The 25,431-nt window shown below is 58.4% G+C and carries 21 protein-coding genes; 6 read left to right on the forward strand and 15 right to left on the reverse strand.

Features of this window, described 5'->3' with window-relative positions; genetic code table 11:
- Positions 1-84 precede the first annotated feature (84 nt).
- The 3 genes from KUD11_RS02350 to rpsA all read left to right on the forward strand — a co-directional run bounded on the left by KUD11_RS02350 (position 85) and on the right by rpsA (position 3,979).
- Positions 85-1,233 carry a trans-sulfuration enzyme family protein gene (locus tag KUD11_RS02350; protein WP_109388333.1) on the forward strand — a complete coding sequence of 383 codons (1,149 nt, stop codon included), beginning with the start codon at positions 85-87 and terminating at the stop codon, positions 1,231-1,233.
- Positions 1,234-1,377: 144 nt separating this feature from the next.
- The gene (locus KUD11_RS02355; protein ID WP_109386952.1) at positions 1,378-1,995 is read left to right on the forward strand and encodes a (d)CMP kinase; all 618 of its coding nucleotides are present in this window, start codon (positions 1,378-1,380) and stop codon (positions 1,993-1,995) included.
- 301 nt (positions 1,996-2,296) lie between these two features.
- Complete coding sequence (gene rpsA, locus KUD11_RS02360) at positions 2,297-3,979, forward strand: 30S ribosomal protein S1 (protein ID WP_109386950.1); 1,683 nt, start codon at positions 2,297-2,299, stop codon at positions 3,977-3,979.
- 231 nt (positions 3,980-4,210) lie between these two features.
- Here the strand turns inward: rpsA and KUD11_RS02365 are convergent, their stop codons facing one another.
- From KUD11_RS02365 to KUD11_RS02420, 12 genes are all read right to left on the reverse strand, one after another.
- Positions 4,211-5,041 carry a hypothetical protein gene (locus KUD11_RS02365; protein ID WP_109388331.1) on the reverse strand — a complete coding sequence of 277 codons (831 nt, stop codon included), beginning with the start codon at positions 5,039-5,041 and terminating at the stop codon, positions 4,211-4,213.
- A 215-nt stretch (positions 5,042-5,256) separates the two neighbouring features.
- On the reverse strand, positions 5,257-6,135 hold the full coding sequence (locus KUD11_RS02370) for a dimethyl sulfoxide reductase anchor subunit family protein (RefSeq protein ID WP_109386948.1): 879 nt from the start codon (positions 6,133-6,135) through the stop codon (positions 5,257-5,259).
- 1 nt (position 6,136) lies between these two features.
- Positions 6,137-6,910 carry a 4Fe-4S dicluster domain-containing protein gene (locus tag KUD11_RS02375; RefSeq protein ID WP_109386946.1) on the reverse strand — a complete coding sequence of 258 codons (774 nt, stop codon included), beginning with the start codon at positions 6,908-6,910 and terminating at the stop codon, positions 6,137-6,139.
- 1 nt (position 6,911) lies between these two features.
- Positions 6,912-7,145 carry a hypothetical protein gene (locus tag KUD11_RS02380; RefSeq protein ID WP_181375365.1) on the reverse strand — a complete coding sequence of 78 codons (234 nt, stop codon included), beginning with the start codon at positions 7,143-7,145 and terminating at the stop codon, positions 6,912-6,914.
- The gene (locus KUD11_RS02385; protein ID WP_109386942.1) at positions 7,142-9,967 is read right to left on the reverse strand and encodes a molybdopterin oxidoreductase family protein; all 2,826 of its coding nucleotides are present in this window, start codon (positions 9,965-9,967) and stop codon (positions 7,142-7,144) included. Before KUD11_RS02385 ends, KUD11_RS02380 begins: the two co-directional genes overlap by 4 nt.
- A gap of 27 nt (positions 9,968-9,994) precedes the next feature.
- A complete protein-coding gene (locus KUD11_RS02390; protein WP_109386940.1) occupies positions 9,995-11,074 on the reverse strand; it encodes an acetate/propionate family kinase in 1,080 nt (359 codons plus the stop codon).
- Positions 11,071-12,015 carry a phosphate acyltransferase gene (locus KUD11_RS02395; RefSeq protein WP_109386938.1) on the reverse strand — a complete coding sequence of 315 codons (945 nt, stop codon included), beginning with the start codon at positions 12,013-12,015 and terminating at the stop codon, positions 11,071-11,073. The genes KUD11_RS02390 and KUD11_RS02395 overlap by 4 nt, the downstream gene beginning before the upstream one ends.
- A 101-nt stretch (positions 12,016-12,116) precedes the next feature.
- Entirely contained in the window at positions 12,117-13,892 is a 1,776-nt protein-coding gene (gene xsc / locus KUD11_RS02400) for a sulfoacetaldehyde acetyltransferase (protein ID WP_109386936.1), read from the reverse strand.
- A 146-nt stretch (positions 13,893-14,038) separates the two neighbouring features.
- Positions 14,039-15,526, reverse strand: coding sequence for a MocR-like pyridoxine biosynthesis transcription factor PdxR (gene pdxR, locus KUD11_RS02405; protein WP_109386934.1), 1,488 nt, complete (start codon positions 15,524-15,526; stop codon positions 14,039-14,041).
- A gap of 50 nt (positions 15,527-15,576) precedes the next feature.
- Complete coding sequence (locus tag KUD11_RS02410; RefSeq protein ID WP_109386932.1) at positions 15,577-16,140, reverse strand: DUF1523 family protein; 564 nt, start codon at positions 16,138-16,140, stop codon at positions 15,577-15,579.
- Between the two features lie 10 nt (positions 16,141-16,150).
- Complete coding sequence (locus KUD11_RS02415; RefSeq protein WP_109386930.1) at positions 16,151-16,417, reverse strand: hypothetical protein; 267 nt, start codon at positions 16,415-16,417, stop codon at positions 16,151-16,153.
- A 283-nt stretch (positions 16,418-16,700) separates the two neighbouring features.
- Entirely contained in the window at positions 16,701-17,909 is a 1,209-nt protein-coding gene (locus KUD11_RS02420) for an aminopeptidase P family protein (protein ID WP_109386926.1), read from the reverse strand.
- Between the two features lie 153 nt (positions 17,910-18,062).
- On the opposite strand from KUD11_RS02420, the gene KUD11_RS02425 reads away from it, so the two are divergent.
- A complete protein-coding gene (locus KUD11_RS02425; RefSeq protein ID WP_224380278.1) occupies positions 18,063-19,079 on the forward strand; it encodes a P1 family peptidase in 1,017 nt (338 codons plus the stop codon).
- Positions 19,080-19,744: 665 nt separating this feature from the next.
- Here KUD11_RS02425 and KUD11_RS02430 read toward each other — a convergent pair.
- Positions 19,745-20,839: a tyrosine-type recombinase/integrase gene (locus KUD11_RS02430; RefSeq protein WP_109386924.1), complete on the reverse strand. Its 1,095-nt coding sequence runs from the start codon at positions 20,837-20,839 to the stop codon at positions 19,745-19,747.
- A 366-nt stretch (positions 20,840-21,205) separates the two neighbouring features.
- On the opposite strand from KUD11_RS02430, the gene KUD11_RS02435 reads away from it, so the two are divergent.
- The gene (locus KUD11_RS02435) at positions 21,206-21,628 is read left to right on the forward strand and encodes a helix-turn-helix domain-containing protein (protein WP_109386922.1); all 423 of its coding nucleotides are present in this window, start codon (positions 21,206-21,208) and stop codon (positions 21,626-21,628) included.
- Between the two features lie 4 nt (positions 21,629-21,632).
- Positions 21,633-21,929, forward strand: coding sequence for a hypothetical protein (locus KUD11_RS02440; protein ID WP_109386920.1), 297 nt, complete (start codon positions 21,633-21,635; stop codon positions 21,927-21,929).
- Positions 21,930-22,127: 198 nt separating this feature from the next.
- Here KUD11_RS02440 and KUD11_RS02445 read toward each other — a convergent pair whose 3' ends face one another.
- Entirely contained in the window at positions 22,128-23,120 is a 993-nt protein-coding gene (locus tag KUD11_RS02445; protein WP_109386918.1) for a hypothetical protein, read from the reverse strand.
- Complete coding sequence (locus KUD11_RS02450; protein WP_219930179.1) at positions 23,117-25,417, reverse strand: hypothetical protein; 2,301 nt, start codon at positions 25,415-25,417, stop codon at positions 23,117-23,119. Before KUD11_RS02450 ends, KUD11_RS02445 begins: the two co-directional genes overlap by 4 nt.
- Between the last annotated feature and the right edge of the window lie 14 nt (positions 25,418-25,431).

Below are 25,431 nucleotides of genomic sequence, written 5' to 3' on the forward strand. Positions count from 1 at the left end.
CTTGCCAAAAATATCCTCGCCGAAGGCATCCGCGCGAAGACGCCCAAATGGGCGGAGGAGCGCCGCCCAACAAGGACCGCCCGCATGAAAAACCGCCCCGCACCCGCCACACGCCTCGCCCAGGCGCTCCGCTTCATGGACGAGACCACAGGCGCGATCATCCCGCCGATTCAACCCGCGGCCACCTATGCCCGCGGCCCGGATTACGTCGAGCGCACGTCGAAAGTCTATCGCCGCGACAGCAACCAAACGACAGAGCACGCAGAAAAGATCATCGCCGATCTGGAGGATGCAGAGGAAACCATGCTCTTCTCGTCCGGCATGTCAGCGGCCGTCGCGGTGATGGAGGCCCTGCCCGCAGGCGCCCATGTGGTGATCCCTGATGTGATGTATCACGGCGTGGTCCAACAATTCCGCCGCTACGCAGATATGAACCGCCTTGAGATAAGCACGTATCAAACCGCCAACCTCGCAGACATGCAGACCGCGCTGCGCCAAGGTGAAACAGCGCTCGTCTGGGTCGAATCCCCAAACAACCCCGACTGGGATGTGACCGACATTGCAGAGGCGGCAAAGATCGCCCATGCCGCTGGTGCGCTCCTGCTGACGGATTGCACAGCCACGCCGCCTTGCTGCACCCGCGCGCTCGATCTGGGTGCGGATATCTCGTTCCACTCGGCCACCAAATACCTCAACGGCCACTCGGACGTGACAGCAGGCGCGCTGTCCGTGCGCGCGACAAACCCGCTTTGGGCGCAGATCTACGATATCCGCAAACTCCAAGGCACGGTGCTGCACAGCTTCGACGCGTTCCTGTTGATCCGGGGTATGCGCACGCTGATGCTGCGCGTGGAGAAGGCGACCGAGAACGCGCTGAGCTTGGCGGGCCATTTCGAGGGCCACCCGATGGTGGAGCGCGTCCTTTTCCCCGGCCTGCCCTCCCATCCGGGGTATGAGATTGCCAAACGCCAGACCGGCGGACTTTATGGCGGGATGCTGTCGATCATCACACGCGGCACCGAGCAGACGGCCATCGACACGGCCCGGTTTTGCGAAGTGTTCTATCCCGCCACCTCCCTCGGCGGGGTCGAGAGCCTGATCGAGCACCGCAAGACCGTCTCTGGCGAAGGGTTCAAGGTCCATCCAAACCTTCTGCGCCTCAGCATCGGGATTGAGGATGTGGGCGATCTGATTGCCGATCTGGAGCAGGCCCTGCGCCGCGCTGGTGGGTGAGGCGGGCCTTGGGCGCCTCCGGCGGGAGTATTTTCGCTCAGAAGAAGGGCCAAGCGGTGACGCTTCTGAAGCCCCGCGCAAATCCTTTTGGTTGAGCCGGGCGCGCGCTTTGCTTAGGCAGGGGCAGCTTTCAAAGGGGGCTATATGACCTTCACAATTGCAATTGACGGGCCAGCGGCGGCGGGCAAGGGCACGGTTGCCAAGCGGGTCGCGGCGCATTTTGGCTTTGCGCATCTGGATACCGGGTTGTTGTATCGTGCCACCGGGCGGCGGATGCTGGACGGGTTGGAGCCCGTGGAGGCGGCGCGCGGCCTTGGGGCGGCGGATCTGGAGGCGGACGCTTTGCGCACGCCGGAAGTCGCCCAAGCCGCAAGCCGCGTGGCGGCCCTTCCCGAAGTGCGCGCGGCGCTGGTAGATTTCCAGCGGGCTTTTGCGCGACGCGCGGGCGGCGCTGTTTTGGACGGGCGCGACATTGGCACGGTGATCTGCCCTGAGGCGGAGGTGAAGCTTTACGTCACTGCCACGGATGATGTGCGTGCGGCGCGCAGGCATGCGGAGCTTTGCGCCAAAGGGATGGATCTGACCCTTGAAGAGGTGCTGAGCGATTTGCAGCAGCGCGATGCACGCGACAGCGCGCGGGCCACGGCCCCTTTGAAGGCGGCGGAGGATGCGGTGCTTTTGGATACGTCCGAGATGTCGATTGAGCAGGCTGTGGCAGTAGCCCTTCGCGTGACGGCAGAGCGATTGGCCGGGCAGGGCTAAGGCCCACATTTGGGGTAACGGCACTCTCGCAGCTGCGCTTCGCCCCTCCTATGCCGCCCATGCGCCGACCTGCGCGGGGCGGCCCTTGCATTTGGCCCGATATCGCCATATACGCGCGCTTGCCCGCAAGGTGAACACATCGCAGGGCATGTGAGACAGGCAGGGTCGGATCGTCCGACCCTTCATTCGTTTCGCGAATCATTCGACCGAAGAAACCATCCCCACTTAAAGGGGCATCAACCCAGACCGGCGGAACCAACCGCACGGCCAGACACAAAACCAGTTAGGATTGAAACGCCACATGGCTCAAAACGTATCTATGGAAGACTTCGAAGCCCTTCTGAATGAAAGCTTCGAAATGGACACGCCCGAAGAGGGCACTGTTGTCAAAGGCAAGGTGATCGCTGTTGAAGCGGGCCAGGCCATCATCGATGTCGGCTACAAGATGGAAGGCCGCGTCGATCTCAAAGAATTCGCAAATCCCGGTGAAGCGCCCGAAATCAACGTCGGTGACGAAGTTGAAGTGTTCCTGCGCTCGGCCGAAAATTCGCGCGGTGAGGCTGTTATCTCTCGCGAGATGGCGCGCCGTGAGGAAGCATGGGACCGCCTTGAGAAGGCCTATGCCGATGAAGAGCGTGTCGAAGGCGCGATCTTTGGCCGTGTCAAAGGCGGCTTTACCGTTGATCTGGGCGGCGCTGTTGCGTTCCTGCCCGGCTCTCAGGTTGATGTCCGCCCCGTGCGTGATGCAGGCCCCCTCATGGGTCTCAAGCAGCCCTTCCAGGTTCTCAAAATGGACCGTCGCCGGGGCAACATCGTTGTCTCGCGCCGTGCGATCCTTGAGGAAAGCCGCGCCGAGCAGCGCGCCGAGGTTATCGGCAAGCTGACCGAGGGCGACAATGTCGAAGGCGTCGTCAAGAACATCACCGAATATGGGGCCTTTGTGGACCTTGGCGGTGTGGACGGCCTGTTGCACGTGACCGACATGGCATGGCGCCGTGTGAACCACCCTTCCGAAATCCTCGCGATCGGCGAGACGGTGAATGTTCAGGTCATCAAGATCAACAAAGAGACGCACCGCATCAGCCTCGGCATGAAGCAGTTGCAAGACGATCCATGGGATCTGGTGGCCGCGAAATATCCGCTGGATTCGACGCACACAGGCCGCGTGACCAACATCACCGATTACGGCGCCTTTGTGGAGCTGGAGGCCGGTGTCGAAGGTCTGGTTCACGTCTCGGAAATGTCGTGGACCAAGAAGAACGTGCACCCCGGCAAGATCGTGTCGACCTCTCAGGAAGTCGAAGTCATGGTTCTGGAAATCGACAGCGCCAAGCGCCGTGTGTCGCTCGGTCTCAAGCAGACCATGCGCAACCCATGGGAAGTCTTTGCGGAAACGCATCCCGAGGGCAAAGAGGTCGAGGGTGAGGTCAAGAACATCACCGAATTCGGTCTCTTCATCGGCCTTGAAGGCGAGATCGACGGCATGGTTCACCTCAGCGATATCAGCTGGGACGAGCGTGGCGAAGACGCGATCCAGAACTACCGCAAAGGCGACATGGTTCAGGCCGTGGTCTCCGAAGTGGACACCGAAAAGGAACGCATCTCGCTCAGCATCAAGGCGCTTGGCGGTGACAAGTTCTCCGAGGCGATTGACGGCGTGAAGCGCGGCTCGATCATCACGGTCGAAGTGACGTCCATCGAGGATGGTGGCGTCGAAGTGGAATATGAGGGCATGAAATCCTTCATCCGCCGCTCAGACCTCAGCCGCGACCGCGCTGAGCAACGCCCGGATCGCTTCTCGGTCGGCGACAAGGTCGATGTGCGCGTGACCAACGTGGACGCCAAGACCCGCCGTCTGGGCCTGTCCATCAAGGCCCGCGAGATTGCCGAAGAGAAAGAAGCAGTGGAGCAGTTCGGTTCGTCCGACTCCGGTGCATCGCTCGGCGATATCCTTGGCGCGGCGCTGAAGACCGGCGACGACTAAGGCTCAGCCTCGTTAGAAATGAAGAAAGGCCCCGCCGTGATGGCGGGGCCTTTCTTGGTTTGGGGGAGGTGGGGGAATGGGGGGAACGTCGGATGTGAGCCCAGAGTTACCGGTGCTGCATGGTGCGTGGATTTTTGCTATATCCATACATGAAGCAAAAACCTTCAGCAACTTCATGAATTTTGAAGGTTTTTGACAGCGACAAAAAGGAGGGGCTGTAGAGGATGGACACTACGCCATGCCGTTGATCCCCACAAAATACTGACCAATTTGCCCAACATCAGTATCCAAATCCAGTCCATTGAACAATCGGCGCACTTGGGTTTGACCGTGCTCAATTGGTTCTAAAGCGTAGAATATATCGAAGCCACGTTTATGCGCTGCGCCGATAGAAGTAGCACCACCCACAGTTCTATCTGGTCTTTCAATTACCATTTTCTCGATTACGCGACGGGGCGTATTTCTAGTGATATGCGTCTCTGTGCTCCGGTATGCAGCAAGCTCTTTTCTGAACGTCTTTTCTGCACTGCCTAATATAAGCCACGGGTCGCCGTCCGTTTGAGGTGGTTGCGGAAAGTTCAGTTCTACCCTGAAGCTTGCCTCTGATCGGGCGTCAATGTGTGCTAATTTGTATTTTTCTTCAAATGGACACCATCCGAATAACGCTGCTGAAAAAAGCCCTTCATCACTAGGATATTCTCCAGATAATTGGCGTCTTTCCTTCATAAAACGCTCTGCCAAACGGCATATAAAACTAGCGATCTCTTCGAAGGAGGGTGGATTAGATAGACCTCCCGGGCAGACTAGTTTTTGAAGGAAAGTTGAAGCTGTCACAGCAGTCATTGTCGCTGGCAAAACTGCACCCGCATACGTGAAGCCATATTGGGTCCAGTAATGTGAAGTACGAGCAAAACCTTCAGTCATTGCTGTGACTGCTACTGGAATTGTATATATTTTCGCGGCTAGTTCGGTCGTAGGTTTTTCATCTGAACCGGCAACAAGCCGAGTATCTGCTGCACACCATTGATAACCTCCGTCTTGCCAAATTACTGATATCGTCACTAACATACTCCTTGAAGGATCGAGGATTGCATCAAGCGTTTAAGTAGCGTTGGCAACACGACGCTCGGGCTCTAAGCTTCCATGTCTGGTTACGCGAAACATACCAAAAACCACCGTTTTTTGAACGGTTAGTCGAAGCAGATATTCGCACATTCTAAGCGGAGATCTGAAATGTGCACAATCCCGCTCTTATGACCCCACAATTCACCAAACCCTCAGGCCACCCGCTTCCCATAATAAAGCCCTACCACATGCTCGGCCTCTGCAAAGAAGAGCCAACGGGAGGTGACGACACCGGCGAGGTGGCTGAGCACGGCGACGCCTGCGAGGGCGTGGGAGAACGGCAAGAGGAGCAGGATCACCGGGAGGGCATAGCCTAGCCCGAACGCGATCACGCGGAGTTTTTGCGCGTGTTTGCGGCCCACCACGTGGACGAATTCGCGCAGCAGATAGTTTGTCCCGGTATGGGGCGGCTCAAACGCGCGGACGGTGCCGCCTTCACCCAGCCCTGTGGCCGTGGCGATGTTGGTGCTGGACTGGCCCAGCGCCTTGTCGCCTTGCATCCACCACAGCACCTGCACCACCCCGGCCAGCGGCAGCAAGATCAGCGCATATGTGATCTGCCCCGCCAGAAGGGCCCCACCCGCGAGCGACAGGCTGAGAAAGAGCACAGGCGTCATATGGGTGTTCCAGCGTGGGATTGTCTTGAGCTGCGCGTAGATCATCGAGGTGGTGAAGACCACGGCGAGGCTGAGCGCCGCACCGAAAAGGCCAAGCAGGCTGAACCGCACGCCCAGAAACACGAGCCCTGCGCCAAAGACGGCCATGACCAAAAGCGCCAGTAGAGCGGCCCAAGCTTCGCGGCTGAGCCATGAGCTGCGCCATTGGCTGAAGGCTTTGAGCGCGCGCTCAGGATGGCCAAGGTGAAAGGTGGAGGCCATGAGCCCCCCCACCGCAAGGATGTAGGCGATGGCGAAAAAGATGAACGCGTTGAGGCCCGTTACAGCAGGCATCCCAAGGCCAAGGAAGACCAACAGGCCGAAGCCCAGACCCGAAAGGGTGGTGAAGACGATCACAGAAGGGGCCGGGTGCATCTCAGATCCTATCGAGGGCTTTGTCGAGCCAGCTCATGAAGCCCTTGGGCGCGTCCACCACAGGCGCGAGATGGGGGGCGAGCGTGTCCGTGAGGTGCGGTGCGTCCATCTGATCCTTTGGACGGGGCGGGAGATAGCGGTTGACGGGTTTGGTGCCCTGCTCGGGCATAAGCTCCATCCCGCCGCGCTCTGCCGTGAGGCGGCTTACGTTGCTCTCTGGGTCAGCGAAATCGCCAAAGTGGCGCGCGCCAGCGGGGCAGGTGCGCACGCAGGCGGGCTCGCGGTCGATCTCGGGGAGGTTCTCGTTATAGATCCGGTCAACGCAGAGGGTGCATTTTTTCATTACGCCCTCTTGCGCGTCCATCTCGCGCGCGCCGTAAGGACAGGCCCATGCGCACAGACCGCAGCCGATACAATCAGCCTCATTCACTAGAACGATCCCGTCCTCCTCGCGCTTGTAGCTGGCCCCGGTGGGGCAGACGGTGACGCAGGGCGCGTCCTCGCAATGCAGGCAGGATTTGGGGAAGTGGATGAGCTGTGCCGCCGGGTGGGGCATCTGAGAGGTGGCGAGGGGCTGCACCTCATAGCTGTGCACGCGGTTGAGAAACGTGCCCGTAGGCTCCGCGCCATACGGGTCCTGATCACTGAGAGGCGCGCCGTAATTCTCGGTGTTCCAGCCCTTGCAGGAGATCACGCAGGCATGGCATCCGACGCATGTATCAAGGTCGATCACGAGGCCGAGCTTTTTTTGCGTGGTTTTGGGAAGCGTGGTCATATCAGGCGCTCCTTTGTGTTTTCGGGCATGGATGGGGTGCTGCACCCAACGTCGAATTTCTGTTGAAATTCGACGACTCCTCCGGGATATTTTGAGCAAGAAGATGAGGCGGGCTGAGATATGAGATCGGCTCACGCTCGGCCGGGTCCCATGTGGCGATATACCAGATGAAGGAGCCAAGGCTGATCGCGACGAAGGCGAGGATCGCGAGCAATGTGCGTTGGGTGGGGGTCATGTGCCAACCTTCCATGCCAGCGTGTCCGGGCCCTTGCCCACGGGGGATTTGATCGGCGGCAAGGCAGGCTGTGTTTCAGTAGGGACGGTGGTTTTCTCAATTTTCACGCGCAGGTCGAACCAGGCGGCCTGTCCAGTGATCGGGTCGGAATTGGACCAACGCAGCCCGTCACCCTTGGGCGGAAGCAGCTCGTGGATCAGGTGATTGAGCAAAAAGCCTTTGGTGGCCTCGGGCGCGTCCTCGCTCAACGCCCATGCGCCTTTGCGTTTGCCGATCGCATTCCACGTCCAGACGGTGTTTTCATTCAGCGCGGCCATATGGGCCACGGGTACAGTGATCGCGCCATGGACCGACGAGACGCGGGCCCAGTCGCCATCTGCAAACCCGTTCGCCTCCCAAAGTTTGGTGGGCACATAGAGCGGGTTGTGGCCGTGGATCTGGCGCAGCCATGCGTTTTGGCTGCCCCAGCTGTGATACATCGCCATCGGGCGCTGGGTGAGGGCGTGGATGGGATAGTCGCCCTTGTCCACGGCTTCTTCCTCAAGGGCGGGATACCAGAAGGGGAGCGGGTCCATCATCTGTTTGATCCGGGCGCGCAGGTGGTCGGGAGGCTGGCGGTCGCCATGACCTTCGGCGGCCAGTTGGAATTTGCGCATTGGCTCGGAGTAGATCTCAAAGAGGTAGGGCTGAGGGGTGTCATAAAGGCCGAGGGTCACCGCCCAGTCCTGATAGGCCATGTTCCACGGTTTATAATATTGCGCGCCGTCGGGGATATGCGTGGAGAAGAAGCCGCCATTCTTGATATAGGCGTCAAGCTGCGCCTCATTTGGGCCACCGCGCCCATGGGTCAGACCGTTTTCGCCCATGCGCCAGCCCGCGAGGGGGCCGATGCCGGGCTTACGCTCGTGATTGGTGATGTAATCGGCGTAATCGGCATATTTCTGGGTGCCGTCCGAATTGGTGAAGCCGGGCAGGTTCAGGCGCGCGCCAAGCTCACAGAGCACCGATTGGAAGCCGCGCACATTGCGGTCAGGTTCGATCACAGGCCAGCGGATGGCGTCTGCGGCGCCATCGGCCTCGCATATCGGGCGATCCAGCAGCGAGATGCAGTCGTGCCGCTCAAGATATGTTGCATCGGGCAGGATCAGGTCCGCATAGGCCACCATTTCGGAGCTATAGGCATCCGAATAGATGATCCGGGGGATGACGTAATCGCCATTCTCGTCGGTGTCGGTGAGCATGTCCATGACGCCGCCGGTGTTCATCGACGAGTTCCAAGACATGTTGGCCATATACATGAACAGCGTGTCGATCTTGTAGGGATCGCCCGCGTGGGCGTTCGAGATGACCATATGCATCAGGCCATGGGCGCTCATCGGGTTTTCCCACGTGAACGCCTTGTCGATGCGCGCAGGGGTTCCATCCTCGCGCAGGGCGAGGTTTTCGGGGCCACGCACGAAGCCAAGGTGGGGGCCATCGAGCGGCTTGCCCGGTGTGACTTTGCAATGCGGTGTGGGGTGGATGCTGACGGGTTTGGGATAGGGCGGCTTGAACCGGAAGCCGCCGGGCACCTCCACCGTGCCGAGGATGATCTGCAACACATGCAGCGCGCGGCAGGTCTGGAACCCGTTGGAATGGGCCGAGACGCCACGCATGGCATGAAAGCTGACCGGGCGGCCTGTCATCGTCTTATGCGTCTCGCCCCGGAAATCGGTCCATTCGTGGTCAAGCTCGAACGCCTCGTCAAACGCCACGCGGGCAATCTCGGCGGCGATGGTGCGGATTTTATCGGCGGTGATGCCGCAGCGCTTGGCCGCGGCCTCCGGTGCGTATTCAGGGTCAAGATAGCGCTCAGCCATAAGCTGCATCACAGTGCGGTGGCTGATCCCGGCCTTGCGGTAGGTCGCACTCAGATCGGGGCGCACGCCCTTGCCATCGAAGGGTGCTGGCTTTCCGGTACGGCGGTCGATGACCAGCGGTTTACCGTCCTCATTGCGTAGGAAAAGCCCATGCTCGGGGCTGCTTTCATCCCCGTTCAGAAGCACAGGCGCGTTGGTGTAGCGGGCGAGATAGTCCAAATCAATCTTGCCCGCCTTCATCAATTCGTGGATCAGGCTGAGGATAAACAGACCATCGGTGCCGGGCGTGATCCCCACCCAATCATCCGCCACGGCGTTATACCCGGTGCGGATCGGATTCACGCCAATCACCCGCGCGCCGCGCGCCTTGATCTTGCCGAGCCCTATTTTGATCGGGTTGCTGTCGTGATCCTCGGCCACACCAAAGAGCATGAAAAGCTTGGTATGGTCCCAATCGGGCTGGCCAAACTCCCAAAACGCGCCACCCATCGTGTAGATGCCAGCGGCGGCCATATTTACCGAGCAAAACCCGCCATGGGCCGCATAATTCGGCGTGCCGAAGTTTTGCGCCCACAGGCTGGTAAAGCTTTGTGACTGATCGCGCCCTGTGAAGAACGCGAGCTTCTCGGGGGCCTCGGCACGGATGGGGGCAAGCCAATCGGTGGCAATCTCCAGCGCTTCGTCCCAGCTGATCTCCTCAAACTCACCCGAGCCGCGCGGCCCGACCCGTTTGAGCGGATTGCGTAGCCGCGACGGCGCGTTGACCTGCATGATCCCCGCCGCGCCTTTCGCGCAAAGAACGCCCTTGTTGACCGGGTGATCGCGGTTGCCTTCGATATAGGCGACCTTACCGTTCTTTATGTGTACGTCGATCCCACAACGGCAGGCGCACATATAGCAGGTGGTCTTTCGCACCTCGTCGGAAACGGATGGCGACAGGTTCAAACCGGGGTTTTCCATCATGGGCGCCCTCCAACGCTGATAGTGCGATTATTCATTGGTAGGGGATCGTTGGTGTTGTCGCAATGCATCGCTTGCGATCTGGCGTTCCTCAGCGGCGGGGATGACATGAACCGGCACGCGCCCGAAGAGCGCAAGCTGCGCCGTGATCCGGTCACGTATCTGCGGTGCGTGCTCGCCGATGCCCCCGGTGAAGGCGATAGCGTCCAGCCCGCCCATCGCAACGATTGCCGATCCGGCATGGCGCGCCGCCCAATAGCAAAAATGCTCCACCGCAAAGCGCGCCTCGGGCGTATCTGTGTCCAACAGGGTGCGCATGTCATTTGTCCCGGCAAGGCCCAGCAGCCCCGATTGCGTATTCAGCAGACGCGCGGCAGCCTCGGTGCCCATGTCATCCGCAAGCCTCAGCACCGCCATCGCATCAATGCTTCCGGTGCGCGTGCCCATCACCAGACCCTCAAGCGGCGAATACCCCATGGAATTGGCCACCGAGCGGCCCTTGTGAATTGCACAAAGCGAGGCCCCGTTGCCCAGATGTAGCGCAAGCAGACGCTCGGGCAGGTCCGTGTCAAACTGCGCAACCATCGCCGCATAGCTTAGCCCATGAAACCCATAGCGCCTGATGCCCGCTGCGCGTTGCGCCTCGGGGAGGGCATAGGTGCTGGCGAGGTCGGGTTGATCCGCATGAAAGGCGGTATCAAAGCTCGCATATTGCGGCAGATCGGGGCGCTGTGCTGTGATCGCGTGGATCCCGGCCAGCGCGGGCGGATTGTGCAAAGGGGCAAGCGGCACCATCGCCTCGATTGCCTCTATGACATCGCCCGTGAGACGCGCGGGCCGGGTCAGTGCGGCACCGCCATGCACAACGCGGTGCGCCACAATATCGACCGGAACATGTTTGAGCGCGTGCAAAATCGCCAAAATGGCGGCCTGTGTATCGTGGCCCGCTATCGGCCCGGACTGGCCTGCCGCCCGCAGGATCGGCGCGCGCGCCCCGCCGCCAAGGCCCGTGACGTCTGCCGCCGCAATCTCCGCCAGCGCCCCGTCAAACACAGCCGCCTTCACCGAGGATGACCCGGTGTTCAGCACCAAGATCGCGGGCGCACTCATGCGCGCGCGCCATGTGCAACAATCGCACCCAGCGCCGCCGAGGCAAGTCGTGCAGCACTCCCCTGACTGCGGGACGTCAGCAGGATTGGCACACGCGCGCCCATGACAAGCCCGCCCGCACAACACCCCATGCCCAGAACCATGAGCTTGAAAAGGGCGTTTGCGCTGGTGATGTTCGGGGTCACGATAATATCGGCATCCCCTGCGACAGGGCTGTCATAGCCTTTCACCTGCGCGGCACTGCGCGATAGGATCAGGTCCATGGCAATCGGTCCGGCCACATCCGCCTGCGGCACAGCAGTGCGGGCCCAGGCAGCAATTTCGGCACTTTGCACGGTGTTAGAGAGTGATGGGACCGGGTCCTCGCTGGCCCCCAGAAGGGCGGCGCGCGGGCAGCGCGCGGCGCCCAACATCTCAAAGAGGCGCACGGCGTGGGTCAGGCAGGCCTGCCGTGTCTCGACCGACGGCTCAACATTCAGCGCCGCATCGGTCAGCAGCAATGGCCGATCATGGCCCGGCATGGTGATGTGCAGGACATGGCCACAGCGCGCAGACGGCGCGCGCAACCCTGCGCGCGCGGGCAACAGACCCTTGAGAAAGGTGGTCGTATGCACCTGCCCTTTCATAATCGAATCCGCCTCCCCGTCCCGCACCAGCTTGGCCGCCGCAGAACTGGCCTCGGCATGGGGTGCATGGATCACCCTGAGGCCGGTAATGTCATAGCCGATCTGCTCTGCCGCCGCTTCAATCTTGGAGCGATCACCAATCAGAATGGGGCGCGCAAGCCCCGCCTCTGCCGCCTCGCGTATCCCCGCCAGGGGCACGGGCGCACCCGCATTCACCAGCGCCATGCGCGGGGCAGGCAGGCTGTGCGCTTGGGCCATAAGGCGTGCAGGCGCGACAGGCGCGACCTTGGACAGAAAGGGATAATCGTCGCTCATGCGAGGTCCTTTGCGAATAGGTCCCGACACCCTCTCATGGGCGCACCGCGTGCCACAAGACCGACCCTTTGATTGGGTCGGCCCCGTGCGCGTCGTGCCACTCAGACTTGCTGGGGGCGCATATCCGCACGGTTGATGCCCGCCACAGCCACGGGGACTTTCATCGCGTCGCGGCGGAAGGGCTCGCCCAACTCTTGGTTGATCATCGCCTCGATCAGGGTGGTTTTCCCGTGTTTCATTTGGTCCTCGATGGCGGTGTTGAGCGCCGCTGTCAGCTCCTCCATCGTGTGGGCGACCACACCTTGCAGGCCGCACGCCTTGGCAATGCCCGCGTAGGAGACCTGCTCATCAAGCTCGGTACCGACAAAATTATCGTCAAACCAAAGCGTCGAGTTGCGCTTTTCCGCGCCCCATTGGTAGTTGCGGAACACGATCTGCGTCACGGCAGGCCATTCCTCGCGGCCAATCGCCGTCAGCTCGGTCACGGCAATGCCAAAAGCCCCATCGCCCGAGAAGCCCACGACAGGCACATCCGGGCAGCCGATCTTGGCCCCAACGACCGAAGGCAGGCCATAGCCGCAAGGACCAAAGAGACCGGGTGCGAGGTATTTGCGGCCCTCTTCAAAGCTTGGATAGGCGTTGCCGATGGCGCAATTATTGCCAATATCGGACGAGATAATCGCCTCCTTCGGCAGAGCCGCCTGAATGGCGCGCCACGCCATGCGGGGGCTCATCCAATCGGGCTTGGCACCGCGCGCGCGTTCGTTCCATGTCGTGCCGGGATCATCCTCTTCATGGTCCATGGAACTGAGCTGCTGCGCCCATGCGGATTTCGTCTGGGCGATGGTGTTGCGACGCGCTTCGCGGCCCTCGTCACCCGCCATGCCGGAGAGTTTTGCGAGGATGGACTGCGCCACTTTCTTCGCGTCTCCAATGATGCCCACGCTGACCTTCTTGGTCAGGCCAATGCGGTCGGGGTTGATATCGACCTGAATGATCTTGGCCTCGCTGGGCCAGTAATCCATGCCATATCCCGGCAGGGTCGAGAACGGGTTGAGGCGGGTGCCAAGACACAGCACCACGTCCGCCTTCGAGATAAGCTCCATCGCGGCTTTGGAGCCGTTATAGCCCAATGGCCCCGCAAAAAGAGGGTGCGAGCCAGGAAAGGCGTCATTGTGCTGATAGCCCACGCAGACTGGCGCATCGAGACGCTCGGCCAGCGCGGCGCTATCGCCGATCGCCCCGGCGAGAACAACGCCCGCACCGTTCAGAATGACGGGGAACTTGGCCTCCGACAGGAGCGCCGCCGCCTGATCCAGTGCCGCGTCACCACCATTCGGACGCTCGAAGGTGACAATCTCGGGCAGGTCGATATCAATCACTTGGGTCCAGAAATCACGCGGCATATTGAGCTGCGCTGGGGCGCTCGCGCGCTTGGCCTGAAGGATCACGCGGTTCAGGACCTCGGCCACGCGGCTGGGGTCGCGCACCTCCTCTTGGTAGGCGACGCAATCCTTGAAGAGGTTCATTTGCTCCATCTCCTGAAAACCACCCTGCCCTAGCGTCTTGTTGGCGGCTTGCGGTGTGACCAACAAAAGCGGCGTGTGATTCCAATAGGCGGTTTTCACGGCGGTGACGAAGTTGGTGATGCCAGGGCCGTTCTGGGCGATCATCATCGACATCTTGCCGGTCGCGCGGGTGTAGCCATCGGCCATCATCCCGCCAGAGCCTTCATGCGCGCAATCCCAGAAATTGATGCCCGCCTCGCCAAAAATATCAGAGATCGGCATCATGGCCGAGCCGATGATCCCGAACGCATGTTCGATCCCGTGCATTTGCAGGGTTTTGACGAAAGCTTCTTCGGTGGTCATTTTCATGGGAGGAGCGTCCTTATGACGAGAGGCGCGGGGCGCGCGGAGTTGGCCGGAATTCTGCCCTGGAACTTATCGCCGCGCCGCACAGCGCTGTAGGGCCAGTTGCGACTATCGGATAAGGCCAGAGGGGTGGCCCTCGCCCTCATATTTCAATGCGCGTCCGGCGTTGCTCCGGTGGGTGCCACGTCCAATTCGCGTGCAAGGATGGCGAGCCCCTCGGGGATACGTTCCTTGGGGATGGACGAATACGCGAGGCGGTAGAAATTGCGTGGCGGATCCGCACCGTGAAAGAACGGCGCGCCCGGCTCGATCAATACGCCAAAGGCTCCCAACCGCCGCCCGAGCGCCTCCATATCCGCCCCCTCCGGCGCGCGCATCCAGATGGACGATCCGCCATGCAGGCCGCGCCCCGCCACGGTGAGGCCAAGTTCCGCCGCCGCCTGCTCCATCACCGCGCGGCGACCTGCATAGACGGTGCTCATCCGGCGGATCAGGCTGTCGTAATGCCCAAGGCTGAGAAAATAGGCCGCCGTGCGCTGCATCAGCCCCGGAGGATGACGCAGGACGCTGGCGCGCAGGGCGCGGACCTCGCGGATAAAGGCGCGCGGCCCGACAAGATAGCCAAGGCGCAGACCCGGAAAGATGGATTTGGAGAAGCTGCCCACATAGATCACCCGCCCATCGCGATCGAGCGATTTGAGCGCGGGCGACGGCGCGCCAAGAAACGACATCTCGAACTCGTAATCATCCTCCACGATCAGGGCGTCCATCGCGCACGCCTTGTCCAGAAGCGCGCAGCGCCGGGCCATGGGCATGGTCGCGTTGGTCGGGCATTGGTGGCTCGGCGTGCAGAAAATGACATCCGCCTGATCGGGCAGCGCCTCGGGCGGGAGACCGTCCTCATCAACAGGAACCACCTCCAGATGACAGCGCGATTGCTCCAGAATATCGCGCAACGCGTGATAGCACGGGTCTTCCACCACCGCCGTACGCCGCTGGGTCAGCAAAACCTGTGCTGTCATCCAAAGCGCGTTCTGCGCGCCCATTGTGACGAGGATTTCATCCGGTTCGGCCAGAATACCCCGCCGCGGCAATGTATGACGCGCGATGAACTCAATCAGCTTGGGGTCGTCCTGATCATAATAATCGGTGGTGAGCGCGTGAAAATCCTTTTGGCCTAGCGCGCGCAGAGCGCAGTGCCGCCAGTTTGCGTGATCAAAAAGCTTCGGATCGGTCTGGCCATAGACGAACGGATAGCGATAGGTGGACCAGTTCTGAGGCTTCTCAGGCGTCGCCCCCCCGGTAAAGCGGCGGCCCAACGCGCGGGACCAGTCGATCTTGTCCTCGCCCATGGGCATCGCGGCAAAGCGCGGCGGCTCAGGCGCGCTTTGCGAGACGAAAAACCCAGACCGGTCGCGCGCGCTGAGGTAATCATTCGCCTGAAGCTCGGTATAGGCCAGCGTGACGGTGATCCGGCTGATCCCGAGATGCTGGGCCAGCTTGCGCGACGAGGGCAGCTTTTCACCCTTGGCAAAGCGGCCCGACAGAATGCCCTCGGCGATCATCTGCTGAATCTGCGCCTGAAGCGTGCCTGTGGCATCGGGGCTGAGGAAGAATGTCTCGACGGATATGGTCATGCGATCAGCCTAGACTGGACTTAAGCCTCACGCAATCTGGACTTAGCCATTCAGAGGATATCATCCACCATCGGATCGGCACGCCGTTTGCGCCATTTGCGCCAGCGCGCATAGATGGCCCAGAAGAAAGCGGCGAGCGCAGTCAGGATGATGATGTTGAGCCACGGGATGATGCGCACATCGGGGCTGTCCACCGCGCGCACGGAGATGGCGTTGGGAAAGATCGTGAGGAACTCCGCCCGCCAGCCGTAATGTTTGATCACCACCCATTGCGGAGCCGCACTGGTGGAGCGCATGTCAGCGGCCTCGGCATGAAGATTGGAGCTGTCGAATTTGAAATAGGGCGGCCAGCCCCAGCCGGTATCCTCATTGCGGTAGACCATCACCCGGCCATTGGTGAGCACGGCGGAGATGAAAAACACATCGCGATTCGTGGCAGTGCCGTCAGAGCCTATGTCGGCCTGCGCCCAGAAGAGCCTGTTCTCGCCCGGATCAATCCGGCGCACATCCGTCTCGGTGATCCGCGCGACATCATGCTGTGGCAAGGTGTAATGCAAAAACCCTAAGGTAAACGTCCAGAACACACCCCAGAAGACCCATTTGGCATAGCGCATGGCGGCCCCCTTAGCTGTAATTTGTGAGATAAACGATCGTCGAGACCACGCTGACGGGCACGATATAGACCAGCAGGATCAGTTTGCGCCGCAGCGAGCCCTCATATTCCTTGAGCCCCTTGCCCACGAAATCTTCCATGCTGCCCGGACGGCCCTGCACGTTCCAATCGGCCTCAAGCTTGCCGCGCCGCACAGCGCGCGAATACATCGACAACGCCACATAGACGATGGTCAAAAGTATCCCGCCAATGATGATAAGCCGCACAAGTGCTGCCATGGTGATTATCCCCTTTGAGACTTACTTAGCGATTGAGCGGGGTTTGTCCACCATCCGAATGGGTGCTGCGCCGGGGGCCTACTCGCACGCCGAAAGGCGCAGGCGCACGAAGGTCCGCGCCTCGGTAGCGCCTGCAAGGATGAAGGCGGAAAGCATCAGAGCGCGAATGGGCGGGGCATAGGTTCAGACCTCACAATGCGCAGACCTCACCTAACACGCCCAGCGGCCTCTGTCACGAGGGGCACGGGGTGCGCGCCCCTCGCTGGATTTGCTCACGCCGGGCTTAGCCGACGACGTTGAACTCAGGCCCGTAGGGATAATACGTGATATCCTCGTTGCCGTCCTCGGTGATGATCAAAACATCATGCTCGCGGTAGCCGCCAGCACCGGGTTGATCATTAGCGATGGTCAGCATCGGCTCCATCGAAATCACCATGCCGGGCTCCAGCACCGTGTCGATATCCTCGCGCAGCTCCAGCCCCGCCTCGCGGCCATAGTAATGCGACAGGATGCCGAAGGAGTGGCCATAGCCGAACGTGCGGTATTGCAGCAATTGGCGCTCTTCGAGGAAGTCATTGATCTTGTGCGTCACCTCGGCACAGGACACACCGGGCTTCAAAAGGCTCATGCCGTATTCATGCGCGGCCACGTTGGCCTCCCAGATTTTCAGGCTGGCGGGATCGACCTCACCCACGAACATCGTCCGCTCAAGGGCTACATAGTAGCTGGAGATCATCGGGAAGGTGTTGAGGCTGAGGATATCGCCACGCTCCAATTGCCGCGCGGTGACGGGGTTGTGCGCGCCATCGGTGTTGATACCTGATTGGAACCAGACCCAGCTGTCGCGGTATTCGGCATCGGGGAAGACCTTTGCGATCTCCATTTCCATCGCGTCACGGCCCGCCATGGCCACGTCAATCTCGCGCGTGCCGACCTTGACCGCATCTTTGATCGCATAGCCGCCCACATCCGCCACGTTGCAGCATTTGCGGATCAGCTCCAGCTCGGCCGGGCTCTTGGCCATACGCTGCACCATGGTGGCGCCTGCAATGTCCACGGACTTGGACGGCTGCATGAACACATCCAGCTTGGATTTCTGCAAGAGCGTGAGGTGGTCGGCCTCATAGCCCACAACCTTGCCCGTGCCACAGACGGACAGGATCGCGCGCCAGTAATTGTCGCGCTGCCAATCGGTATAGGTGATGTTGTCGCCATGGCAGCGGCGCCAGGGCTGACCCGCGTCGATGCCGGCCGAGATGGTCACATCCTGGTCGGCGGTGACAACAAGGCCGTAGGGGCGACCAAAGGCGCAATAGAGAAAGCCGCTATAATAAGCGATATTGTGCATGGAGGTGAACACAGCCACCTCAACACCCAACTCGGCCATGCGCGCGCGCAGACCCTTGAGGCGCGCGTCATATTCGGACGCGGAGAATTGCAGCGGGGCTTTTTCGCCGTTGTGAAAACGGTAGAACTCAGGACGTGCAGTCATTTCGACCCTCCTTGAAAAAGAAAGATCCCGGCGTTCAGGACTGTGTGTGCAAAGGTCTTTTGCCCCTGATGGGACGAGCGGCGCCACCGCTCTGACCTGACGCTCTTCTTGCCGATCCTATGGATTCTGGCAAGATAAATTTGCGTGAGGCCCATGATCCAAGAGACCCATGAGAAGGAAACAGCAATGACCATCCGCCCCGGCGCAAGGAACCTGATCACCGATGTGCCAGGCCTTTTGGTCGGGCAGGCTTCGGACGCGGTTTTGAAAAGCGGGGTGACGGTGTTGACCGGAGCGCAGCCCTTTACCACTGGGGTGCACGTGATGGGCGGCGCGCCGGGCACGCGGGAGACCGATTTGCTTGCCCCCGACAAGGTGGTGGATCAGGTCGATGCGCTGGTTCTGTCCGGGGGCTCGGCCTTTGGCCTCGATGCCTGCTCAGGCGTGGTGGATGGGCTACGCGCTGCGGGGCGTGGATTTGCCGTGGGTGAGGCGCGCGTGCCGATTGTGCCGGGCGCAATCCTCTTTGATCTTTTGAACGGCGGGCAAAAGGATTGGGATGCGAATCCCTACCGCACCTTGGGGCTGGAGGCTTTGGTGCAAGCTGGCGAGGCATTCGATCTGGGCAGTTTTGGCGCGGGCACCGGCGCGATCTGCGCGGATGTGAAGGGGGGCATCGGTTCCGCCTCGGCGGTGCTGCCCTCGGGCCACTTGGTGGGAGCCTTGGTGGCTGTCAACGCGCTCGGCTCACCCTTGGTGAACGGTGGTCCGGAGTTTTGGGCCGCCCCGTTTGAGATGGGCGCGGAGTTTGGCGGGCGCGGCCTGCCACCCGCGTTTGGCGAGGTTCAGATGCCACGCACCAAGCTGGGCGCGCAAGGGGCCACCACCATCGGGATCATTGCCACGGATGCCGCCCTGAGCCAGGCTGAATGCACACGGATGGCCGTGGCGGCCCATGATGGGTTCGCGCGCGCGCTTTTGCCATCACACACGCCCATGGACGGGGATCTGATCTTTACCGTCAGCACAGGCGCGCGGGACGGCGGTGACAGGCTGATGCTGGGACATGTCGCGGCGACCTGCATGGCGCGCGCGATCGCGCGAGGCGTTTACGCGGCGCACAAAGCTGAGGGCGACACGTTGCCTGCGTGGTGCAATCTGGCAGGCTAAGCCCTGTTGGGTAGCAAGAGGCCACTGCGGGTGGGCGTTTTGTTTGTCAAACAAAGACTATGTTTATCAAATCTGCTTTTTAAACAGGTTCGTAAGACGTCTCTCTAGAGGCACCTCACGTCTCACTGTTTAACACGACGGCTTTCAACCTATTCCCTCAGAGTAAATCTGAGCATGTGTCTTTTGCTGGAAAAGACATCATAATATAGATCAAACTGCCACTCAGTCTGGACATGCCATCGGTCGGTTTGTCCGCGACCTTTTTCGTGCATTAAAGCGTTTCGCCTTAAACTTGAGGCACTCAATTGAGACGAAACGCGCGGAACGCTCAAATGATGTGCGCGTTTCACGAAAACCAGTGATTCAGGTTTTTCGCAAATGCTTTAAACTGCAACAAGCCCTCTGCGATCATGCACTGCTTGCGAATTAGTATGCGGTTTCGCCTGCCGAACCAGCCCAGCACCCGAAGAACAGCCAGTGCACCTGAGGCCAAAAAACAACTGTGTTGCGCGGGCCCATCTTCGACATCCCGCAAAGCACCGCCTTTATGGTGAGGCCGTCACAAATTAAGCAGGCCGGTAATGGATAAAAATAGGTATATTTTTGGCGACCCCGGCAGGATTCGAACCTGCAACCTGCCCCTTAGGAGGGAACCGTTCATAGCGTTATTCCTTCTTTGATTTCTGTTGCTTGGGTGTCTGTACAGGGTCTTCCTGTACATGGTTTGTGCGAAAACGGGCCCTGACATCGGCCTCATCGGTCTCTGCATGGGCATAGATGCGCATGGGCAAATTTGGGTCAGCCCAGCGTCCGGCCTTGGCCGCTGTGACCGGATCGACGCCCTGCCGGACAACTAATTCGGTGAAGAACCCATGACGCCCTGCTTGGTGCGCGGATAGGTATTGGATGCCAACCCGCTTGCAGATGGTCTTCCAGCGTGTGTTGTACCCGGTCGAGCTGCCATAGCCAAAAACGCGCGGCTTCATGAACTTGCCAGTCTTGCGGTTCTTGGGTCGCTTTGGTGGCAAGGCCAGCAGTTCGGCCATCATCTCTGGCGATACCGTGATCCAGCTCTCGGGGTGTCCCTTCTGGGCCTTCACCTTAACCTTGTTCTCGGCGGGCCGCAGATCATGAGGTTCTAACGAAACAGCCTGATCGATCCGCGCCGCCGTCTCGAACATGAACCGGACCAGCGCCGCGTTGTATGGATCAGCTGCGCGGCAAAACGCTTCGATCCACTCCTTGTCCGCAGGGGTGCGCTCAACACGACTCGGCTTGTCGCGCAGTTTGTCCTGCGAAATGCGTTCAAATTTGTCATAGGGCTTTACGCGGATGAGAGGCGTTCCCAATAACTGGTGTGCATTGTTGATGACAGCGCTTGCCGGAGTAACGATTTCCCTCCACCAAGTATCGGTCGATGCCATCGGTTTCCAATCTGGACCAAAGCCTTTCAACAAAGCGCCTGTGATGTCCGTCAGCGGCATGGCCCCAATCTCTTTGACAATTGGAATGAGTCGCTCAGCGTCTTCTTCGGAGGCGTTGTAGAGCATGATTGCATCTGAAAATGTCTTGCTGATCTCGTCACCAACAACATGTCGACGTATCTGCAGTTCAGTTTCAAGCGCTACCCAATCCCGCGCGCCCGCTTCTGTAGATGCCTTAGTGCTTCTCCGGTATGGGCCAGCGATGCGCCTGCCGTTGTACTCGACCCAGCCCTTAACCCAGTAGAAGCGACCCCTCTTGTAGATTTGGAGCGGCATGACTGACCTCCTTCAAAAATCGTGTCGATCTGCGCGGGTGTGATCAGCATGGTCCGCCCCAGCCGATAGAATGCACCTGTCTCATTTGCCCGTTCGCGCAGCGTACGCTCAGATATTTCAATCTCTCGCTCGGCCATGATCTCCACCCACTGCGCTGGCGTCTTGCCGAGTCCAAGGATTTGCGAGCTGTCGGTTTTGTCGATTTCTGCCATTTCAGTCATCCTTGTCCGCTTGGGTTGAGTTTTCTGTACGCATGGAATCGCTTGTTCCGCACCTTCTGACGTGGTCAGATGGGATTGATAGTAATTATGCGTCATTTTGTGCAGTTTCGCGCGATATGACTGCTTCGTCAATAGGGAACCTTGCATGGCGCAGGATTCTAAGTCTGTCTTCACTTCCATGGGTGCGCGTCTTGCGATTGCACGCAATGAAGTCGGCCTGACGCAAACCGCCATGGCAGAGGCGATTGGTGTCTCACATCGCGCGTATCACAGCTACGAAAAGGGCCAGCGCGGCCTGCCGGTTGAAGCCCTTGTCGCAATGGCTGATCGGTTCGACGTGGACGCAGCTTGGATATTGTTAGGAACCAAAGCAGTGCGCGCAGCCCATGACTTTGACGCACTCAAGAGGATTGAGACCTCGCTCGACCAGCACCTCAATGAAGAAGCCATCAAGATCAAAAGCGAGAAACGCGGTGCCATCGTCGCCCGCTGGTATCAGTCACACGTCGAAGGGCGCGAAGTGACGGACGATGACGTTCACACATGGATTGAACTTGTAAGGGAGTAAGCAGATGCAAAAACCAAGCGAAAATTGGAAGCGTATCCGTCAGGCAGCTTTGGAACGAGCGCAACGAACTGCTATCGACCCTCTATCGCCGCTCTATGACCTATACCTCGGCGTCTGTGCCGTCTATCTTGCGGGCTTTCTTCATTTCAACCTCTTCGAACGAGGCACAGATTTTACTTGGTTCACAGCATGCTTGCTTTTCTGTGTTGCCGTGGCGGGCGCTCTTGTTCCTGTGCTGACCGGCTCTGTTCTTACCTTGCATTTCGCCAGCAAGAAATTGGAGCGTTTGACCCAAGAGTGAGCGAAAGGCCAAAGCTGTTTTAGGGTCCCTTTGCCCGCGTAACTGGAACCAAGTGTAAGTGGCTTCGTGAGCATTTCTTGGGACCAGTTAGTAAACTGAAGAATACTAGGAGAACGACTTGGGGATCATCATCAACATGCTCGGCGAAACGCAGGGACGGTCACACAAACGGGAGCTGGTTTAAGACGCTGAGTCGGCTTAACGCTTGAAACAGAAATCGATAATCTCCGAGAAACCGACCTCTTCGCGCGTCAGCTTCGCATCCAATTCATCAAGTTCCCCGATACTCGGCAAAGCGCCAGTAGCCGAAATCGAAATTCTAAAATCTGGAGAGTAGCGACGACCAACGCGTGAAAGCTCGTCACCCAGCTGCACCAATATTTGATCCCGCAAAGTAATCTGATTTCGACGAAACTTAATCAGGCGGTAGCAGTCAAAAAAATCTGATCTCTTGGACGAGTCATGCTTTCTCCCGTTCCAACCAGTTCTCCGTGTAGCGCGATATAATGCTCGATCCACAGTTTCGTTCCATACGCGAAAGTCAAAATGATTTACCGGGTTTGGGTTGTCGTGGGTGGCGTGAGGGAAAAAGCCAGTGCTAGCACCATGATGCTTATCAAGGGTCGTTAAAATCTTGTTTTGCGCAGTTAGAATCTTCCTGATGAACTTTGGAAGTCGAAAATGAATGAGTTTGGTTTTGTCCAGGAAACGAATTTCACGCGGTAATGCTTCATCTTCTTTGTCCCAGTGCGACTGGGTCCTTTTCGGCAAATACTGAAAGTATAGGCCTAAACATTTGAAAACTCGATCCGTGGCAAAGGACACGATATGGGTCTCGCCCTTTTCAGCATCATCATGCAGGAAATAGTACGCGTCACGAAACCATACCAAAGATTGCGCGATTTCCTCGACTAGCTCGTAGATGGTTTCATCAACTGGGTGTGGTCCGTATCGCGTCTTCACGTTGCCAAGCAAACGATCTGAAAGCTCCTGATCGTTCGTCTCCAACTCAAAAAGTTCGCCCGTACGACGGTTAGTATGGTGGAAAACTCTTGCGAAATCCTCGTCAAACATCCTTCGGTTAAAATCAAGTCGGTCTCTTTGAGGCTTGATCAACAGCCTGTCTAGCAGACCAATTTCTTCTTCATGCAACTGATGCCGAAGTGCCGGCTGGGCCCATCTTACCTTCATTCCGAACCCTTCGCATCGTCTTCACGCAAGTGGCTTGCGAGGCTAGTTATCTGACGATCCATGTCAAAATCTGCTGGATCAACAAGCGGTAAGACCTGCATTGCAAAGAACAAATGAGATGCTTCTGCATGTGATCGCAGAAATTCATTGACTACTTTGCTCTCATGCGGATTACCTCTTCGGTAGCTGATTTGATCGCCATAGCCGTCGCTTCGCGCACGCTGTTCGAACGCCATCTTCCAACCAATCCGGATCAAGCCCCTCGGAGACGCGCCCATGCTAAAACTGTGAGGATTAGAGATAAGTAACATCCTCTTGAGATACTGCTTCTGGTCTGTAGGTTTTTCAATCCATGATGAGAACTTAGCTAGAGCGGCGATCGACAGCTTTGCGTTGTCAAAGTACTCTCCATAAAGGATGGCGAAGCCCAAGACTGAAGCTAAGTCATTGATCACTGTCGAGATAAGATGCAAGCGGAACTCATCGTTTACATCAAGCGTCGGATCCGCAAATTTCGTATCCGATGCTAGTAACGCCAACGCGAAAAACATTGGAAAGACTTTGCCGAACTTATCTTCGTCATTCTGCTGAAGAGCTTGGATGCATGCTTCAGCAAGTTCAAAATATATTTGCCCGAAATGATCAGGAAAGTCGTCACTGTGCTCGTGCTCAAAGATGTGCCCAATCATGTCTGGACTTGCTAGCAACGCAACACTTTCGTCGCGCGTATTTGACAAACGTTCTGCCAAACTCTGTGTGTCGATTTGGGGCAAAGCGTACTGAGTTTCGGAATAATGCATGTAAGCGCCGTATCTTTCGAAAAGTTGGGTCAACTCTTCGAACCAGCGTGGCAGCTTCCAATGGCTGTGTAAGCTTGCAAGCACGACTTGTGTTGCGGCCTCCGACATTTTCATTTCAGTCAAAGACTTGACAAAATTAGGCACTAGTTCTGCATGGAAACTACATATTTCGGGCACTATTTTTGCGTATTGTTGCAACAGCTTTTGAACCGCCAATTGCTGGACATATTTTGGCTTGGACAGACGCTGCCCTTCAATCTGTCTTTCGAAGTCGATGCGTTCAACGATGAAAGCTAGTTCTACTTGAAGAAACGCTGGCAGGCTGTGAAGCGACTCATCCGTCCATACGTCTGCATCGAAAAATTCCTTCAACTCCTTTTCGAAGGTCATCATGCGTCGGAGTGTTTCAAGACAGAGATTACTGCCGAGCGCCGCCCAAGTATCTGCAATCGCTATCCGTGTCATATCGCTGTCGTCTGCAGCGTCTGGTGAAGCAAAGGATCGTTCTATGATGTCTTTGATTTTCTTCAGTTCTTGCATACCAATCTCGAACTGAAATTGCTCAGCATAGGTCGAGACCCGGGCCGAAAAGCGGCTGATAAGCCTCAGCGCTAACTCATAGTCCTTACGTCCCAATGCGAGTCCGATGTGTCCCATCAGTCTGTCGACGATCTCGCCTTCGAACCATTGCAGATCCGCCTTCTCTTCGACCGTCAGCTGGCTACTTGTTTGCAGAGCCATCGAGGTCGCGCTATCTCCAGCAAAGAACCACTGCTTATGTTGTCTTTTTCGCGGAAACCAATAGCTTTCATGATCGATCTTATGCTTCTGCCTTAGGTAGTGCAGCATCAGGGCTGAGTAGTCATCACTTAGCGCAGGCAGTGTATCGCCTAGCGTCTCTGCTTCAGACTGAAGTCTATCGTCAATATATGCGAGTTGTTCTAGCGACTGGCGCGCTGCCTTCGAATGGTGGTTTGCAAGAGAAATCGAGTTTTTCGGATTAGCGGCACCCTCGATGTGTCGTGCGATACTGGGCAGGATTTCGCTTCTGGCCAACTGATTGAGATCAAAAAAGTTAAACAGTCTTTGCCCTAAGGGAAACAGAGCCAAAGAGCTCGCAAGGGTCAAAAAAGTCCCGAGGATGTAGTTCACAAACCCAGGCTCAAAACCAAACATTGGGAGGGATGTTGCAGTCAAACAAAAAACCGCTGCTAAGACCAAGACGCGAGAATAAACACTTCCCACCTGCTCACTCGTCAACAGCTGGATTATGTCCCGCCGAAGCCGCGTGTAACCGGCGCTCAAGATGATGCCAATCGTAGCAAAATAGATAGAAAAGATTGCAGTCAGCAGCTGCGCGTACATCCGAAGTTGTTCAACTATGAATTCTCTGTCACCTCCGCTGAGCGGTTGAAGCCAACTTGTGTTGCGTCTGATTATGCCTTCGACAAAAATCGAAGCTGCCAACGCCAATACAACCCAAACCAGACTTTTCACTCCGATTGATGTCA

The organism is Roseovarius carneus (assembly GCF_020141465.1).
Lineage (GTDB): Bacteria > Pseudomonadota > Alphaproteobacteria > Rhodobacterales > Rhodobacteraceae > Roseovarius > Roseovarius carneus.

Bases quoted from the DNA above. Each gene is read 5' to 3' on its own strand.
- KUD11_RS02410 (WP_109386932.1), bottom strand. From the start codon at position 16,140: ATGCGCTATGCCAAATGGGTCTTCTGGGGTGTGTTCTGGACGTTTACC.
- KUD11_RS02425 (WP_224380278.1), top strand. From the start codon at position 18,063: ATGATCCAAGAGACCCATGAGAAGGAAACAGCAATGACCATCCGCCCC.
- KUD11_RS02350 (WP_109388333.1), top strand. From the start codon at position 85: ATGAAAAACCGCCCCGCACCCGCCACACGCCTCGCCCAGGCGCTCCGC.
- KUD11_RS02415 (WP_109386930.1), bottom strand. From the start codon at position 16,417: ATGGCAGCACTTGTGCGGCTTATCATCATTGGCGGGATACTTTTGACC.
- KUD11_RS02430 (WP_109386924.1), bottom strand. From the start codon at position 20,839: ATGCCGCTCCAAATCTACAAGAGGGGTCGCTTCTACTGGGTTAAGGGC.
- KUD11_RS02375 (WP_109386946.1), bottom strand. From the start codon at position 6,910: ATGACCACGCTTCCCAAAACCACGCAAAAAAAGCTCGGCCTCGTGATC.
- KUD11_RS02370 (WP_109386948.1), bottom strand. From the start codon at position 6,135: ATGCACCCGGCCCCTTCTGTGATCGTCTTCACCACCCTTTCGGGTCTG.
- KUD11_RS02390 (WP_109386940.1), bottom strand. From the start codon at position 11,074: ATGAGTGCGCCCGCGATCTTGGTGCTGAACACCGGGTCATCCTCGGTG.
- xsc (WP_109386936.1), bottom strand. From the start codon at position 13,892: ATGAAAATGACCACCGAAGAAGCTTTCGTCAAAACCCTGCAAATGCAC.
- KUD11_RS02420 (WP_109386926.1), bottom strand. From the start codon at position 17,909: ATGACTGCACGTCCTGAGTTCTACCGTTTTCACAACGGCGAAAAAGCC.
- KUD11_RS02445 (WP_109386918.1), bottom strand. From the start codon at position 23,120: ATGAAGGTAAGATGGGCCCAGCCGGCACTTCGGCATCAGTTGCATGAA.
- pdxR (WP_109386934.1), bottom strand. From the start codon at position 15,526: ATGACCATATCCGTCGAGACATTCTTCCTCAGCCCCGATGCCACAGGC.
- KUD11_RS02435 (WP_109386922.1), top strand. From the start codon at position 21,206: ATGGCGCAGGATTCTAAGTCTGTCTTCACTTCCATGGGTGCGCGTCTT.
- KUD11_RS02385 (WP_109386942.1), bottom strand. From the start codon at position 9,967: ATGATGGAAAACCCCGGTTTGAACCTGTCGCCATCCGTTTCCGACGAG.
- KUD11_RS02355 (WP_109386952.1), top strand. From the start codon at position 1,378: ATGACCTTCACAATTGCAATTGACGGGCCAGCGGCGGCGGGCAAGGGC.
- KUD11_RS02440 (WP_109386920.1), top strand. From the start codon at position 21,633: ATGCAAAAACCAAGCGAAAATTGGAAGCGTATCCGTCAGGCAGCTTTG.
- KUD11_RS02380 (WP_181375365.1), bottom strand. From the start codon at position 7,145: ATGACCCCCACCCAACGCACATTGCTCGCGATCCTCGCCTTCGTCGCG.
- rpsA (WP_109386950.1), top strand. From the start codon at position 2,297: ATGGCTCAAAACGTATCTATGGAAGACTTCGAAGCCCTTCTGAATGAA.
- KUD11_RS02395 (WP_109386938.1), bottom strand. From the start codon at position 12,015: ATGAGCGACGATTATCCCTTTCTGTCCAAGGTCGCGCCTGTCGCGCCT.